Source organism: Bradyrhizobium sp. USDA 3315 (assembly GCF_054056795.1).
The window spans coordinates 6,641,534-6,657,900 of sequence record NZ_JBSRYP010000001.1; the positions used below are offsets into that span (position 1 = coordinate 6,641,534).

At 65.1% G+C, this 16,367-nt stretch carries 15 protein-coding genes; all 15 read left to right on the forward strand.

Going from position 1 to position 16,367, the window contains the following annotated elements; genetic code table 11:
- Window positions 1–7: 7 nt before the first annotated feature.
- The 15 genes from nuoF (at window position 8) to mtnK (ending at window position 16,270) form a co-directional block, all read left to right on the forward strand.
- Window positions 8–1,333 carry an NADH-quinone oxidoreductase subunit NuoF gene (gene nuoF, locus ACVIYL_RS31145; protein WP_069276819.1) on the forward strand — a complete coding sequence of 442 codons (1,326 nt, stop codon included), beginning with the start codon at window positions 8–10 and terminating at the stop codon, window positions 1,331–1,333.
- Between the two features lie 8 nt (window positions 1,334–1,341).
- Window positions 1,342–1,830 (forward strand): hypothetical protein, encoded by a 489-nt coding sequence (locus ACVIYL_RS31150; RefSeq protein ID WP_137477838.1) that lies wholly within the window; start codon window positions 1,342–1,344, stop codon window positions 1,828–1,830.
- A 7-nt stretch (window positions 1,831–1,837) separates the two neighbouring features.
- Window positions 1,838–3,913 (forward strand): NADH-quinone oxidoreductase subunit NuoG, encoded by a 2,076-nt coding sequence (gene nuoG, locus ACVIYL_RS31155; RefSeq protein ID WP_253608459.1) that lies wholly within the window; start codon window positions 1,838–1,840, stop codon window positions 3,911–3,913.
- Window positions 3,914–3,923: 10 nt separating this feature from the next.
- Complete coding sequence (gene nuoH, locus ACVIYL_RS31160; protein ID WP_018271855.1) at window positions 3,924–4,994, forward strand: NADH-quinone oxidoreductase subunit NuoH; 1,071 nt, start codon at window positions 3,924–3,926, stop codon at window positions 4,992–4,994.
- Between the two features lie 7 nt (window positions 4,995–5,001).
- Window positions 5,002–5,496 (forward strand): NADH-quinone oxidoreductase subunit NuoI, encoded by a 495-nt coding sequence (gene nuoI, locus ACVIYL_RS31165; protein WP_018271854.1) that lies wholly within the window; start codon window positions 5,002–5,004, stop codon window positions 5,494–5,496.
- Between the two features lie 9 nt (window positions 5,497–5,505).
- Window positions 5,506–6,144: an NADH-quinone oxidoreductase subunit J gene (locus tag ACVIYL_RS31170; RefSeq protein WP_028333975.1), complete on the forward strand. Its 639-nt coding sequence runs from the start codon at window positions 5,506–5,508 to the stop codon at window positions 6,142–6,144.
- Complete coding sequence (gene nuoK / locus ACVIYL_RS31175; protein WP_016841823.1) at window positions 6,141–6,449, forward strand: NADH-quinone oxidoreductase subunit NuoK; 309 nt, start codon at window positions 6,141–6,143, stop codon at window positions 6,447–6,449. Before ACVIYL_RS31170 ends, nuoK begins: the two co-directional genes overlap by 4 nt.
- Before the next feature lie 8 nt (window positions 6,450–6,457).
- On the forward strand, window positions 6,458–8,530 hold the full coding sequence (gene nuoL / locus ACVIYL_RS31180; protein WP_057016474.1) for an NADH-quinone oxidoreductase subunit L: 2,073 nt from the start codon (window positions 6,458–6,460) through the stop codon (window positions 8,528–8,530).
- On the forward strand, window positions 8,531–10,045 hold the full coding sequence (locus ACVIYL_RS31185; protein WP_016841819.1) for an NADH-quinone oxidoreductase subunit M: 1,515 nt from the start codon (window positions 8,531–8,533) through the stop codon (window positions 10,043–10,045).
- A 10-nt stretch (window positions 10,046–10,055) separates the two neighbouring features.
- Window positions 10,056–11,492, forward strand: a complete 1,437-nt coding sequence (gene nuoN, locus ACVIYL_RS31190; RefSeq protein WP_057016475.1) for an NADH-quinone oxidoreductase subunit NuoN — start codon at window positions 10,056–10,058, stop codon at window positions 11,490–11,492.
- A 61-nt stretch (window positions 11,493–11,553) separates the two neighbouring features.
- On the forward strand, window positions 11,554–12,360 hold the full coding sequence (locus ACVIYL_RS31195) for a biotin--[acetyl-CoA-carboxylase] ligase (protein ID WP_456781906.1): 807 nt from the start codon (window positions 11,554–11,556) through the stop codon (window positions 12,358–12,360).
- Window positions 12,360–14,030, forward strand: a complete 1,671-nt coding sequence (locus ACVIYL_RS31200) for a ribonuclease J (protein ID WP_253608460.1) — start codon at window positions 12,360–12,362, stop codon at window positions 14,028–14,030. Before ACVIYL_RS31195 ends, ACVIYL_RS31200 begins: the two co-directional genes overlap by 1 nt.
- A gap of 71 nt (window positions 14,031–14,101) precedes the next feature.
- Window positions 14,102–14,506 carry a methylmalonyl-CoA epimerase gene (mce, locus tag ACVIYL_RS31205; protein ID WP_057016476.1) on the forward strand — a complete coding sequence of 135 codons (405 nt, stop codon included), beginning with the start codon at window positions 14,102–14,104 and terminating at the stop codon, window positions 14,504–14,506.
- 6 nt (window positions 14,507–14,512) lie between these two features.
- Entirely contained in the window at window positions 14,513–14,788 is a 276-nt protein-coding gene (locus tag ACVIYL_RS31210) for a DUF1467 family protein (RefSeq protein WP_057016477.1), read from the forward strand.
- 177 nt (window positions 14,789–14,965) lie between these two features.
- Window positions 14,966–16,270 (forward strand): S-methyl-5-thioribose kinase, encoded by a 1,305-nt coding sequence (gene mtnK / locus ACVIYL_RS31215; RefSeq protein ID WP_253608461.1) that lies wholly within the window; start codon window positions 14,966–14,968, stop codon window positions 16,268–16,270.
- The last annotated feature ends 97 nt before the right edge of the window (window positions 16,271–16,367 follow it).

The window sequence follows — 16,367 nt, forward strand, 5'->3', positions numbered from 1 at the left end:
TTTGAGCATGCTCGACGACAAGGACCGCATCTTCAAGAACCTCTACGGCCTGCATGATTGGGGCCTCGAGGGCGCGCGCCGCAGAGGCGCCTGGGATGGCACCAAGGGGATCATCGACAAGGGTCGCGACTGGATCATCAACGAGATGAAGGCGTCGGGCCTGCGCGGCCGCGGTGGCGCCGGCTTCCCGACCGGCATGAAGTGGTCCTTCATGCCGAAGGAATCCAAGGACGGCCGTCCGAGCTATCTCGTCGTCAACGCCGACGAGTCGGAGCCCGGCACCTGCAAGGACCGCGAGATCATGCGGCACGATCCGCATCTTTTGGTCGAAGGCTGCCTGCTCGCGAGCTTCGCGATGGGCGCGCATGCCTGCTACGTCTATATCCGCGGCGAGTTCATCCGCGAGCGCGAGCGGCTGCAGGCGGCGATCGACCAGGCCTATGAGGCCAAGCTGGTCGGCAAGGACAATATCAACGGCTGGCCGTTCGACATCTATGTCGCGCACGGCGCCGGCGCCTATATCTGCGGCGAGGAGACCGCGCTGCTCGAGAGCCTCGAGGGCAAGAAGGGCCAGCCGCGGCTGAAGCCGCCGTTCCCGGCCAATGTCGGCCTCTATGGCTGCCCGACCACCGTCAACAACGTCGAGTCGATCGCGGTCGCGCCGGACATCCTGCGCCGCGGCGCCGCCTGGTTCGCCGGCATCGGCCGGCCGAACAATGTCGGCACCAAGCTGTTCTGCATCTCCGGCCACGTCGAGCGGCCCTGCAACGTCGAAGAGGCGATGGGGATTCCGTTCCGCGAGCTGATCGAGAAGCATTGCGGCGGCATCCGCGGCGGCTGGGGCAATCTCAAAGCCGTGATCCCCGGCGGCTCGTCGGTGCGCATGGTGCCGGCCGAGCAGATCATCGACACGCCGATGGATTTCGACTCTTTGAGCAAGCTGCGCTCGGGTCTCGGCACCGCGGCGGTGATCGTGATGGACAAGTCGACCGACCTGATCCGGGCGATCGCGCGAATCTCCTATTTCTACAAGCATGAGAGCTGCGGCCAGTGCACGCCGTGCCGCGAGGGCACCGGCTGGATGTGGCGCGTCTTGACCCGCATGGCCGAGGGCCGCGCCCACAAGCGCGAGATCGACATGCTGCTCGAGGTCACCAAGCAGGTCGAGGGCCACACCATCTGCGCGCTCGGCGACGCCGCCGCCTGGCCGATCCAGGGCCTGATCGCACATTTCCGTCACGAGATCGAAGAGCGCATCGACCAGTATTCACACAAGGCCGATCTCGACGATCAGGGCGTGCGCGATCCCATGCACATGGTAGCCGCGGAGTAATGCTGGCGATGACGCAACAGGCCGCATGGTGGCAGAAATACGGGACGCTTGCGCAGATGGCGCAGGCGACCGTAGCGCTGCTCGGCTTTGTTGCAATCCTGCTGCAGATCAACGAAATCCGCACCTCGAACCGCGCCTCCAGCGCGCGTTCGGCGTTTCTCGGCTACACCGATCTCGCATTCCAGAATCCGAAGTTCGCTCAGCCCGACTACGAGGCCATCAAGGCCGCCGGTCGCGAAGAGCGGTCCCAATATGAGAGTTTTGTCTCGTACTTCCTCTATGCCTGCGAGGAGACCTTTGCCGCCTTCGCGGACAAGCGCGAATGGCAGGCATCGTGTGACTACGACCTGAAACCGCATCTGCCGTTCCTCTGCGAGAAGAACCAGGCGCAGCCTGCCTACCTCGCGACCTACGGCGCCGACACCCAGCAATGGGTGAAGACCTCATTGAAAACCGCGAGCGTCGCACCGCCCGACTGCAAGCTCGGAAAGACTTGAGACAGACATGAGCAAGATCATCGTCGATGGCAAAGAGATCGATGTGCCGCCGGAGTACACGCTGCTGCAGGCATGCGAGGCGGCCGGCGCAGAGATTCCGCGCTTCTGCTATCACGAGCGACTGTCGATCGCCGGCAATTGCCGGATGTGCCTGGTCGAGGTGAAGGGCGGCCCGAAGCCGGTCGCGAGCTGCGCCTGGGCCGTGCGCGACTGCCGTCCGGGCCCGAAGGGCGAGCCGCCGGAGATCTCGACCCGTTCGCCGATGGTGAAGAAGGCGCGCGAAGGCGTAATGGAGTTCCTGCTGATCAACCATCCGCTCGACTGCCCGATCTGCGACCAGGGCGGCGAGTGCGACCTGCAGGACCAGGCGATGGGCTACGGCGTCGACACCAGCCGTTTCGCCGAGAACAAGCGCGCGGTCGAGGACAAGTATCTCGGCGCGCTGGTCAAGACCTCGATGAACCGCTGCATCCAGTGCACGCGCTGCGTCCGCTTCTCCGCCGAAGTCTGCGGCGCGCCGGAAATGGGCGCGACCGGCCGCGGCGAGGACATGGAGATCACCACCTATCTGGAGCAGGCGCTGAGCTCGGAGCTGCAGGGCAACCTGGTCGACATCTGTCCGGTCGGCGCGTTGACCTCGAAACCTTACGCCTTCGCGGCGCGGCCCTGGGAGCTCGGCAAGACGCAGTCGGTTGACGTCATGGACGGCGTGGGATCTGCGATCCGCGTCGACACTCGCGGCCGCGAGGTGATGCGCATCCTGCCGCGCATCAACGAGGCGGTGAACGAGGAGTGGATCTCCGACAAGACCCGCCACATCGTCGACGGCCTGCGTACGCAGCGCCTCGACCGGCCCTATGTGCGCGAGAACGGCCAGCTCCGGCCGGCGACCTGGCAGGAAGCCTTCGCCGCCATCGCCGCCAAGGCCAGCCGCAGCGACGGCAAGCGGATCGGCGCGATCGCCGGCGATCTGGCCGCGGTCGACGAAATGTATGCGCTGAAGGAAATGCTCGCGAAGTTCGGCTCGGTCAATCTCGCCGTGCAGGGCGGCGATGCGTTCGACGCCAAGGCCGGCCGCGGCTCCTACATCTTCAATCCGACCATTGCCGGCATCGACCAGGCCGACGCGATCCTGATCATCGGCTCGCATCCGCGCAAGGAAGCCGCCGTGCTGAACGCGCGGATCCGCAAGCGCTGGCGCACCGGCGGCCTCAAGGTCGGCATGATCGGCGCCAAGGCCGATTTCACCTATGACCACGACTATCTCGGCGCGGGCACCGATACGCTCGCCGACCTCGTGGCGGGCAAGCACTCCTTCGCCGACGTGCTGAAGAATGCGCAGCACCCGATCATCCTGGTCGGCGCCGGCGCCTACACCAGGCATGACGGCGCTGCGGTGCTGGCGCAGGCCGCCAAGCTCGCCGTTAATGTCGGCGCGCTGAAGGACGGCTGGAACGGCTTTGCCGTGTTGCAGGATACCGCCTCGCGCGCCGGCGCGCTCGATATCGGCTTCTCGCCGGCGGCCGGTGGCCTGACCGCGGCGCAGATGACGACCTTCGGCACGCTCGACGTGCTGTTCCTGCTCGGCGCCGACGAGATCAAGGTGCCGGACGGCACCTTCGTGGTCTATATCGGCACCCATGGCGACCAGGGCGCGCATCGCGCCGACGTCATCCTGCCGGGCGCGGCCTATACCGAGAAGTCCGGCATCTACGTCAACACCGAAGGCCGGGCGCAGATCGCCAACCGCGCCGCATTCCCGCCGGGCGAGGCCCGCGAGGACTGGGCGATCATCCGCGCGCTGTCCGACGTGCTCGGCAAGAAGCTGCCGTTCGACTCGCTGCAGGCGCTGCGTCAAGCTATGTTCAAGGCCTACCCGCATCTGATGCGGCTCGACCAGATCGAGGCCGGCAAGCCCGACGACGTCAAGGCGCTGGCAGGCAAGGGCGGCAGCGTCGACAAGGCGGCATTCAAGCCGACCGTCGAGGACTTCTATCTGACCAACCCGATCGCGCGGGCCTCTGCCGTGATGGCGGAGTGCTCGCGGCTGGCGTCGGGCCGAATGCTGACGGCAGCGGAGTGAGCGTGACCTGATGGCTGAATTCTTCGCAAGCTCGTTCTGGACCGGCTTCCTCTGGCCGCTGATCATCATGGTCGCGGAGAGCCTGTTGCTGCTGGTCGTGCTCCTGATCGCGATCGCCTACATCCTGCTCGCCGACCGCAAGATCTGGGCGGCGGTGCAGATCCGCCGCGGCCCCAACGTGGTCGGGCCGTTCGGATTGCTGCAATCCTTCGCGGACCTCCTGAAATTCGTGCTGAAGGAGCCGGTGATTCCGTCCGGCTCCAACAAGGGCGTGTTCCTGCTGGCGCCGCTGGTGTCGTGCATCCTGGCGCTGGCCGCCTGGGCGGTGATCCCGTTCGATCTCGGCTGGGTGATCTCCGACATCAATGTCGGCGTTCTCTACATCTTCGCGATCTCGTCGCTGTCGATCTACGGCATCATCATGGCCGGCTGGTCGTCGAACTCGAAGTATCCGTTCCTGGCCGCCCTGCGCTCGGCGGCGCAGATGGTGTCCTACGAGGTCTCGATCGGCTTCGTCATCATCACCGTGCTGCTCTGCGTCGGCTCGCTGAACCTGTCGGCGGTGGTCGAGGCGCAGAACACCCGCGGGCTTGCGCACCTGATCGGCCTGCCGCAGCTCACCATCCTGAACTGGTATGTGTGGCCGCTGTTCCCGATGTTCGTCGTGTTCTACGTCTCGGCGCTCGCGGAAACCAATCGTCCGCCGTTCGACCTGGTCGAGGCCGAATCCGAACTGGTCGCCGGCTTCATGACCGAATACGGCTCGACCCCGTATCTTTTGTTCATGCTCGGCGAGTATGTCGCGATCACCACGATGTGCGCGCTGGCGTCGATCCTGTTCCTGGGCGGCTGGCTGCCGCCGGTCAATCTGCCGCCGTTCACCTGGATTCCGGGCATCGTCTGGTTCGCCCTGAAGGTGTTCTTCATGTTCTTCATGTTCGCGATGGCGAAGGCGATCGTGCCGCGCTACCGCTACGATCAACTGATGCGGCTCGGCTGGAAGGTGTTCCTGCCGCTGTCGCTGGCGATGGTGGTGATCGTGGCCGGCGTGCTGCAGTTCGCCGGCATCGCGCCGAAGTGAGGCCTTCATGAGTGTCAATGTCAACGCAACAGCCCGCTCGCTTCTGCTGTCGGAATTCGTCTCGGCGTTCTTCCTGGCGATGCGCTATTTCTTCCAGCCGAAGCCGACCCTGAACTATCCCTTCGAGAAGGGTCCGATCTCGCCGCGCTTCCGCGGCGAGCACGCGCTGCGCCGCTATCCGAACGGCGAGGAACGCTGCATCGCCTGCAAGCTGTGCGAGGCGATCTGCCCGGCGCAGGCGATCACGATCGAGGCCGGCCCGCGCCGCAACGACGGCACCCGCCGCACGGTGCGTTACGACATCGACATGGTGAAGTGCATCTATTGCGGCCTGTGCCAGGAGGCATGCCCGGTGGACGCCATCGTCGAGGGACCGAATTTCGAATTCGCGACCGAGACCCGCGAGGAACTGTACTATGACAAGGCCAAGCTGCTCGCCAATGGCGACCGCTGGGAGCGCGAGATCGCGAAGTCGATCGCGCTCGACGCGCCGTACCGGTGAGGTGAGGGCATGATCCTTCCGGCGCTGTTCTTCTACCTGTTTGCTGCGGCCTGCGTGGCCTCGGCGGTCATGGTGATTGTCTCGCGCAATCCCGTGCACTCCGTGCTGTTCCTGATCCTGGCCTTCGTCAACGCGGCCGGGCTGTTCATCCTGATGGGCGCCGAGTTCCTCGGGATGATGCTGATCGTGGTCTATGTCGGCGCCGTCGCGGTGCTGTTCCTGTTCGTGATCATGATGCTCGACGTCGACTTCGTCGAGCTGCGCGAGGGCTTCATCCAGTATCTGCCGATTGGCATCGTGATCGGCGGCATCTTCATGTTCGAGCTGCTGCTCGTGGTCGGCGCCTGGGTGATCAACCCGGCCGTGACCAAGACGATCACCGCGGCGATCCCGACCAATGTCAGCAACACCGAGGCGCTCGGCCTCGTGCTCTATACGAAGTATATCCATTACTTCCAGCTCGCCGGCATGGTGCTGCTGGTTGCGATGATCGGCGCCATCGTGCTGACGCTGCGCCACAAGGCCAAGGTCAAGCGGCAGAACATCAACGTGCAGAACGCGCGCACGCCCGAGATGGCGATGGCGATGCGCAAGGTGGCGTCGGGGCAGGGCCTGCAGGATGCCGACGCGGCGGAGTGGGTGAAATGACGATCGGGCTCGGACACTATCTCGCGGTCGCCGCGATCCTGTTCACGCTCGGGATCCTCGGCATCTTCCTCAACCGCAAGAACATCATCGTCATCCTGATGTCGATCGAGTTGATCCTGCTGTCGGTCAACATCAACCTTGTGGCGTTCTCGACCTTCCTCGGCGACATCGTCGGCCAGGTGTTCGCGCTCTTGGTGCTGACGGTGGCCGCCGCCGAGGCTGCGATCGGTCTCGCCGTGCTGGTGGTGTATTTCCGCAACCGCGGTTCGATCGCGGTTGAAGACGTCAATCTGATGAAGGGCTAGGCGCAGTTATGGTTCAGGCAATCGTATTCCTGCCTCTGCTGGGCGCCATCCTCGCAGGCATTATCTCGCTGGTCGGTGCCCATGCGCGCTGCCCGAGCGGCGATACCGTCGACCATCACGACGATGCGCATGGCGACGCCCATGCCTCCGCCGCCCATGACGATCACGGCCATGATGACCATGGCCATGACGATCACCATGTCTCCGAGCCGGCGGCCGCCGGCTCGCGCCTTGCCGAGCTGATCACCACGGGCCTCTTGTTCGTGTCGGCGGCGCTGTCGTGGTTCACGCTGGTCGATGTCGGCTTCATGCACCATGACGCGCGCGTCGTGCTGCTGCCCTGGATCAACTCGGGCGACCTGCAGGTGGCCTGGACGCTGCGGGTCGACACCCTGACCGCGGTGATGCTGGTCGTGGTCAACACGGTGTCCGCGCTCGTCCACCTCTATTCCATCGGCTACATGGACGAGGATCCGAACCGGCCGCGCTTCTTCGGCTATCTCTCGCTGTTCACCTTCGCGATGTTGATGCTGGTGACGTCGGACAACCTCGTTCAGCTGTTCTTCGGCTGGGAGGGCGTCGGCCTCGCGAGCTACTTGCTGATCGGGTTCTGGTACCAGAAGCCGTCGGCCAATGCCGCGGCGATCAAGGCCTTCGTGGTCAACCGCGTCGGCGACTTCGGCTTCGCGCTCGGCATCTTCGCGATCTACGCGCTGGTCGGCTCGACCGATTTCGAGACCATCTTCCATGCCGCGCCCGGTCTGACCGGCAAGACCATCAACTTCTTCGGCTGGCAGGCCGACGCGCTGACCTTGACCTGCCTGTTGCTGTTCATGGGCGCGATGGGCAAGTCGGCCCAGTTCCTGCTGCACACCTGGTTGCCGGACGCGATGGAAGGTCCGACCCCGGTGTCGGCACTGATCCATGCCGCGACCATGGTCACCGCCGGCGTGTTCATGGTGGCGCGGCTGTCGCCGCTGTTCGAGCTGTCGCCGACCGCGCAGGCGGTGGTGATGTTCTTCGGCGCGACCACGGCGTTCTTCGCCGCCACGATCGGCCTCGTGCAGAACGACATCAAGCGCATCGTCGCGTATTCGACCTGTTCGCAGCTCGGCTACATGTTCGTGGCGATGGGAGCGGGGGCCTATTCGGTCGGCATGTTCCATTTGTTCACGCACGCCTTCTTCAAGGCGCTGCTGTTCTTAGGGTCAGGCTCGGTGATCTACGCGATGCACCACGAGCAGGACATCCGCAACATGGGCGGGCTGTGGCGCAAGATCCCGTACACTTTCGCGGTGATGTGCATCGGCACCCTGGCGCTGACCGGCTTCCCGCTGTTCGCCGGCTACTTCTCCAAGGACGCGATCATCGAGGCGGCCTATGCGGCGCATAACCCGTTCGCGACCTACGCCTATCTCTTGACCATCGTGGCCGCCGGCCTGACCTCGTTCTACTCTTGGCGTTTGATCTTCAAGACGTTCTTCGGCGAGCCGCACGACCAGAAGCACTACGAGGCGGCGCATGAGAGCCCGGTGTGGATGTTGGTGCCGATCGGCGTGCTCGCCGCCGGCTCGATCCTGGCGGGCCTGCCGTTCAAGGAGCTGTTCGTCAACCCGCACGGCGTGGAAGAGTTCTTCCGCGAGTCCGTGAAGATGAACCCGCACATCCTCGAGGACATGGAGCACATGCCGGGCTGGCTTGCGCCGCTGCCCACCGTGATGATGGCGCTCGGCCTGTTCATCTCGTATCTGTTCTACATCCGCAGGCCGTACCTACCGGTCGAGCTCGCGCAGCAGCAGCCGATGCTGTACCAGTTCCTGCTCAACAAATGGTACTTCGACGAGCTGTACGACTGGATCTTCGTGCGCCCGGCGAAGTGGCTCGGCTACACGCTGTGGAAGAAGGGCGACGGCTTCATCATCGACGGCTTCGGTCCCGATGGCGTCTCCGCCCGCGTGCTCGACGTCACCCGCAACGTCGTGAAATTGCAGACCGGCTACCTCTATCACTACGCATTCGCGATGCTGATCGGGGCCGCCGGATTGATCACCTGGTTCATGTTCGGCTTGGGAGGCCAGTAGATGACAACCTGGCCCATCCTTTCGGTCACGACCTTCCTGCCGGCGGTCGGTGCGATCCTGGTCTATCTGCTGGCGCGGGGCGGTGACGAGACCGCGAGCCGCACGGCGCGCTGGATCGCGCTGTGGACCACGCTGATCACCTTCGCGATCTCGCTGATCCTGGTGGCGCGCTTCGATCCGGCCTCGACCGACTTCCAGTTCGTCGAGAAGGCGTCCTGGCTCGCCACCGGCATCACCTATCACATGGGCGTCGACGGCATCTCGCTGCCGCTGATCATCCTGACCACCGCGATCATGCCGCTCTGCATCATCGCGAGCTGGAAGTCGGTGACGCAGCGCGTCGGCGAATACATGATGGCGTTCCTGATCCTGGAAACGCTGATGGTCGGCACCTTCTCGGCGCTCGACCTCGTGCTGTTCTATTTGTTCTTCGAGGGCGGCCTGATCCCGATGTTCCTGATCATCGGCGTCTGGGGCGGCCCGCGCCGGGTCTATGCGTCGTTCAAGTTCTTCCTCTACACCTTCCTCGGCTCGGTCCTGATGCTGCTCGCCATCATGGCGCTGTACTGGAACGCCGGGACGACCGACATCCCGACCCTGATGCACACCGCGGTGCCGCGGTCGATGCAGACCTGGGCGTGGCTGGCCTTCTTCGCCTCGTTCGCGGTGAAGATGCCGATGTGGCCGGTGCACACATGGCTGCCGGACGCGCACGTCGAGGCGCCGACGGCGGGCTCGGTGATCCTGGCCGCGATCCTGCTGAAGATGGGCGGCTACGGCTTCCTGCGCTTCTCGCTGCCGATGTTCCCGCTGGCCTCGCACGACTTCGCGCCGTTCGTGTTCGTGCTGTCGGTCATCGCCATCATCTACACCTCGCTGGTGGCGATGATGCAGGAGGACATGAAGAAGCTGATCGCGTATTCGTCCGTCGCGCATATGGGCTTCGTCACCATGGGCATCTTCGCGGTGACGACGCAGGGCGTCGCCGGCGGCATGTTCCAGATGGTCTCGCACGGCATCGTCTCCGGCGCGCTGTTCCTTTGCGTCGGCGTCGTCTACGACCGCATGCACACCCGCGAGATCGCGGCCTATGGCGGTCTCGTCAACCGGATGCCGCTCTACGCGCTGACCTTCATGGTCTTCACCATGGCCAATGTCGGTCTGCCGGGCACCAGCGGATTCGTCGGCGAGTTCATGACGCTGCTCGGCACCTTCAAGATCTCGCTGCCGACGGCGTTCTTCGCCACCACCGGCGTGATCCTGTCGGCCTGCTACGCGCTCTGGCTCTACCGCAAGGTGGTGTTCGGGGCGCTGGTCAAGCCGTCGCTGATGTCGATCAAGGATCTCACCTTCCGCGAATGCGTGACGCTGTTCCCGCTGATCGCACTGACCATCCTGTTCGGCGTCTATCCGAAGCCGGTGCTCGACATGTCGGCGGCCTCGGTGCAGCAGCTCGTCAACAATTACCAAACCGCCGTGACTGCCGTGAAGGCAGCCGCGCTGACCGTCCAGTAAGGCCCTCGTCATGAGCTTTTCCAGTGCAGGTTATCAGTTGCAGCCGGTGCTGCCGGAGCTGGTGCTCGCGGTCGGCGCCATGGTGCTGTTGATGATCGGAGCCTATCGCGGGCAGGGGACGACGCGGCTCGTCACGGCGCTGGCGATCTGTCTCCTGGTGCTGACCGGCGTGCTGGAGCTCTGGTTGCCGGCCGGCAAGCTCGTGACCTTCGGCGGCAGCTTCATCGTCGATGATTTCGCGCGCTTCCTGAAGGTCCTCGCGCTGATCGCCTCGGCGGCAACCCTGATCCTGTCGACCGAGTACCTGTCACAGCCGTCGAGCCGCAACTTCGAGTTCTCGATCCTGGTGCTGCTGTCGACGCTCGGCATGATGGTGCTGATCTCGGCCGGCGACCTGATCTCGCTCTATCTCGGCCTCGAGCTGATGAGCCTTGCGCTCTACGTCGTCGCCGCCAGCCAGCGCGACAACGCCAAGTCGAGCGAGGCGGGCCTGAAGTATTTCGTGCTCGGCGCGCTGTCGTCGGGCATGCTGCTCTACGGCGCCTCGCTGATCTACGGCTTCACCGGCACGGTCAGCTTCGCCGGCATCGCGGCCGCCGCGACGACCGGCAGCATCGGCATCGTGTTCGGCCTGGTGTTCCTGCTCGCCGGCCTTTGCTTCAAGGTCTCGGCAGTGCCGTTCCACATGTGGACGCCGGACGTCTATGAGGGTGCGCCGACGCCGGTGACGGCGTTCTTCGCGTCCGCCCCGAAGGTCGCGGCCCTCGCGGTGTTCACCCGCGCGACGCTGACCGCGTTCCCGGGCATCGTCACCCAGTGGCAGCAGATCCTGGTGTTCGTGGCGATCGCCTCGATGGCGCTGGGCTCATTCGCGGCGATCGGCCAGACCAACATCAAGCGGCTGATGGCCTATTCCTCGATCGGCCATATGGGCTTTGCGCTGGTCGGCCTCGCCTCCGGCACGGTCGAGGGCGCCCAGGGCGTCCTGATCTACATCACGATCTATGTCGCGATGACGCTCGGTTCCTTCAGCATCATCCTGGCGATGAAGCGCAACGGCCAGGCGCTGGAGCAGATCAGCGATTTCGCCGGGCTGTCCCGCACCAACCCGTTGCTCGCCTTCATCTTCGCGATGCTGCTGTTCTCGCTGGCCGGCGTGCCGCCGCTCGCCGGGTTCTTCGGCAAGTGGTACGTGTTCGTCGCCGCGATCAAGGCCAATCTGTTCACGCTCGCCGTGATCGGCGTGCTGACCAGCGTGGTGGGTGCGTTCTACTATCTGTCGATCGTCAAGGTGATGTATTTCGACCAGCCGCTCGGCAAGCTCGACCCGGTCCGCGTCGAGCTGCGCACAGTGCTGGCGGTCGCCGGCATCTTCAACATCTTCTACTTCGCCTATCCGGGCCCGCTGGTGAGCGTGGCCACGGCGGCGGCCAAATCACTATTTTGAAGCGTGCAGTTCCGAAATCGGGATGCTGGCTTTCGGAACCAATCATGCGCATAACGCTGACATGACCTTCACGCTCGGGCCCCGGGCCATAGCGGCGGGCTACCGGCTCGCCGCCTTCGATCAGATCGGCTCGACCAATGCCGAGGCGATGCTGCGCGCCCGCGACGGCGAGCAGGGGCCGATGTGGTTCGTGACGCCGGAACAGACCGCTGGCCGCGGGCGGCGGCAGCGGGTCTGGGTCGCGCCGCGCGGCAATCTCGCCAGCACGATCCTCGAGGTGACGGACGTCCAGCCGGCGGTCGCCGCCACGCTCGGCTTTGCCGCCGGGCTGTCGCTCGAAGCCGCGCTGCGGAAGGTCAGCATCGAGGCGGCGCTGCGGCTCGGGCCGGACAGCCCGAAGTTCGCCCTGAAATGGCCGAACGACGTGCTGGCCAACGGCAGGAAGCTCTCGGGCATCCTGCTTGAGGCCGAAGCCATCGGGAGCCGGCTGGCGGTCGTCGTCGGCATCGGCACCAATGTCGTCGCAGCACCAGAGGGGACGCCGACGCCGGCCGTATCGCTCGCGGCGCTCGGCATCCAGATCGGGGCGGAGGAGCTGTTTGCCGCGCTGTCGGACGCCTGGGTCGAGTTTCGCGGCATCTGGGACGACGGCCGCGGCTTCCCCGAGATCCGCAGGCTGTGGCTGGAGCGCGCGGCCGGGCTCGGCGAGAAGGTCGCGGTCCAGACCGGCTCGGCGACCCTTGAGGGCACGTTCGACACCATCGATGATACCGGCTGCCTGATCGTCCGCACCGCTGATGGCGAGCGCCTGTCCGTGACGGCGGGCGAGGTCTATTTCGGCACCGCAGCCTCGGTGAGGGCGAACTGATGGCGCGTCCCGACGAGCTCAGCTTTGCGCCGCTCGGCGGCGTCGGCGAGATCGGCATGAACCTGTCGATCTACGGCCTCGGCAACCGCCACCAGCGGTCCTTCCTCGCGGTCGATCTCGGCGTCTCCTTCGGCGACGAGGAGCATCTGCCGGGCATCGACCTGATCATGCCCGACGTCCGCTTCCTCGAGAAGGAGCGCAACAATCTGGTGGGCCTCGTGCTGACGCACGCCCATGAGGATCATTTCGGCGCCATCATCGATCTCTGGCCGAAGCTCGGCTGCAAGATCTACGCGACGCAATTCAGCGCGGCGCTGTTCGAGGCCAAATGCGCCGCCGAGCGCAACCCGCCAAAAATCCCGGTCACGGTGATCCCGTCGGGCGGGCGAGTCGATATCGGTCCGTTCAATGTCGAGTTCATCCCGGTCGCGCATTCGATTCCGGAATCGCACGCGCTGGCGATCAAGACCGATCTCGGCACCGTGCTGCATACCGGCGACTGGAAGATCGATCCGACCCCGATCATCGGCCAGCCGACCGACGAGCGGCGGCTGCGCGAGCTCGGCGATGAAGGCGTGCTGGCGCTGGTCGGCGATTCCACCAATGCGGTGCGCGACGGGCGCTCGCCGTCGGAGACCGAGGTCGCCGCCACAATCAAGAAGCTGGTCAAGGCGGCCAAGGGCCGGGTCGCGGTCACGACCTTCGCCTCCAATGTCGCCCGGGTGCGGGCGGTGGCGGACGCCGCCAACGCCGCCGACCGCGAGGTCGTCGTGGTCGGCCGTGCCATGGAGCGCGTGGTGCAGGTGGCGCGCGAATGCGGCTATCTCGATGGCTCGCATAAATTCCGCAGCGCCGACTATTACGGCCATTTCCCGGCCGACAAGGTGCTGGCGCTGTGCACCGGCAGCCAGGGCGAGCCGCGTGCGGCGCTGGCGCGGATCGCCAATGACGACCATCCGCAGGTCACCCTGAACAAGGGCGACACCGTGATCTTCTCCTCCCGCACCATTCCCGGCAACGAGAAGGCGGTCGGCTCGATCATCAACAACCTCGTCATGCAGGGCGTCGAGATCATCACCGACCGCGAGCATCTGGTGCACGTCTCCGGCCACCCGCGCCGCGACGAGCTGCGCGACATGATCTCCTGGGTGCGGCCGCAACTGCTGATCCCCGTCCATGGCGAGGCGCTGCATCTCGCCGAACACGCCAAGCTGGCGCGCGCCGCCGGCGTGCCCAAGGTCCTGACCTGCCGCAACGGCGACCTCGTCAAGCTCGGGCCCGGCGAGCCCGGCATCATCGGCGAGGTGCCGGCGGGGCGGCTCTACAAGGACGGAACCATCCTGGAGGACGCCAAGTCGCGCGCTGTGGTGGAGCGGCGGCGGATGGGCTTTGCCGGCTGCGCCTTCGTCGCCATCGCCATGACCGAGCAGGGCGAGCTCGTCGACGATCCCGAGGTTGATCTGGTCGGCATGCCGGAGAACAATGCGGCGGGCGAACTGCTCGACGACATCGTGTTCGATGTGGTGGTATCGACGATCGAGGGCCTGCCGAAGCCGCGGCGGCGCGATCCGGACGCGCTGGGGGAATCGGTGCGGCGCGCGGTGCGGGCGGCGCTGAACGAGCAATGGGGCAAGAAGCCGATCTGCGTCGTGCACGTTCTGACGGTTTGAGCCTAAGCATGATCCGGAAGAGTGCGAAGCGATTTTCCGAAAAGATCATGCTCAACTAAAGGGAGAGAGAGATGCTGGGCCGGCTCAATCACGTCGCGATCGCGGTCAAGGACGCCAAGCAGGCCGCGAAGATCTACGGCACTGCCTTCAATGCCGAGATTTCCGATGCGGTGCCGCTGCCGGAACACGGCGTGATCACCGTGTTCGTGACGCTGCCGAACACCAAGATCGAGTTCATCGAGCCGCTGGGCGAGACCTCGCCGATCGCGAAATTCGTCGAGCGCAATGCCGACGGCGGCATCCACCATGTCTGCTACGACGTGCCCGACATCATCGCGGCCCGTGACCGCATGATCGCCGAGGGTGCGCGGGTGCTGGGCGACGGCCAGCCGAAGATCGGCGCGCATGGCAAGCCGGTGCTGTTCTTCCACCCGAAGGACTTTTCCGGCGCCCTGGTCGAGATCGAACAGGCCTGAGGCCGCATGGCTTACCAAATCTCCACCGGACTTGCGATCTACTTCGTGCTTTGGTGGCTCGTGCTGTTCCTGACGCTGCCGTTCGGCGTGCGCAGCCAGCACGAGGACAATGTCGGCGCGCCCGGCACCGACCCCGGCGCGCCGATCCTGGCGCGGATGGGCCGCAAGCTGCTGTGGACCACACTGATTTCCGCCGTGATCTTCGCGATCGCGATGTGGGCCTATCATTCCGGCTATCTCTCGATCGAGCGGCTGTCGAAGCTGATGGGGATGCCGTTCTGATACGCAGTTTTCGTGGGATCAGAAGTAGCCCGCATGAGCGAAGCGACATGCGGGATCACTTTCCCGGGTATCGCTTCGCTCACCCGGGCTACGAACCGATGAGGATGCTGTCTTAGAAACTGATGCCAATGGAGTGGGGATCAACCTCGCCCTGGCAATGCGGAGGAGGCGACCACGATGAACCTGCAGTCCCAGCCGGGCTCCGGGCCGAGCGCATATCGAATCCTGCGGGAAGCCGATCTGCGGGCTTATCTCGCGGGACTGCCCGCCATCGTCGCGCAGCTCGGCGGCGCGCCGGCGGACTGGTCGATCAGCGAGGTCGGCGACGGCAATCTCAATCTCGTCTTCATCGTCAAGGGCGGAAGCGGCGGCCTCGCGGTCAAGCAGGCGCTGCCGTATGTGCGCCTCGTCGGCGAGAGCTGGCCGCTGCCGCTGTCGCGGGCGCATTACGAGCACATGGCGCTGGTGCATCAGGCGCGGCTGGCGCCGATGCTCGTGCCGGCGGTGCTGCATCATGATGCGCCGCTCGCGCTCACCGCGATGGAGCTGCTCGAGCCGCACATCATCATGCGCAAGGGCCTGATCGAGGCCACGTGGTACCCGCGCTTTGTCGAGGATATCTCAACCTTCCTGGCGCAAACGCTGTTCTTCACGTCCGACCTTGCGTTGTCGGCCGCGGAGAAGAAGCAGGGCATCGCCGATTTCGCCGGCAACCACGCGCTCTGCAAGATCACAGAAGACCTGATCTTCACCGATCCCTACCGCATCGCCGAGCAGAACCGCTGGACCGCGCCGTATCTCGACGCCATGGCGGCGGCGTTCCGCGAGGACCTCGACCTGCATGTCGCGATCTCCAGGCTGAAGCTGAAATTCATGGCGAGCCCGCAGGCGCTGCTGCACGGCGATCTGCATACCGGCTCGATCATGGTTACAGACAGCGAGACCAGGGTAATCGATCCCGAGTTCGCCTTCTACGGCCCGATGGGCTTCGACATCGGCGCCGTCATCGGCAACCTCCTGATGGCCTATCTGGCCTCCGCCGGTCACGAGCGCACGCCGGGCGAGCGCGCCTCGTTCGAGGCCTGGCTACTCGCGACCATGGAGGGCGTCTGGAGCGAGTTTTCCCGAAAGTTCTTGGCGCTGTGGCGCAGCGAGGCGAACGGCGACGGCTATCCGGTGTCGCTGTTTACCGGCGAGGCAGGTGCCGCGCGGTTGGAGGCAGAACGGCAGGCGTACATGGCGCGGCTGTTCGAGGACACCGTCGGCTTCGCCGCGGCCAAGACCATCCGGCGCATCCTTGGTCTCGCGCACAACATCGACTTCGAGTGGATCGCCGACGAGAAGCAGCGCGCGATCTGCGAGGCGCGGGCCCTCAAGCTCGCCCGCAATATGATGCTGGAGGCGCCGTCCTACACGACGATCGGCGCGGTCACCTACGCCGCCCGCGAGCTGCGCCACTGGCAGCCCGGTTTTGCGAGGTAGCCGGGAAGCGTAGGATGGGTGGAGCGAAGCGGTACCCATCATTCTGACCGCGATAAGAGTTGATGGGTTTCGCTTCGCTCTACTCGTCCTACGCAGC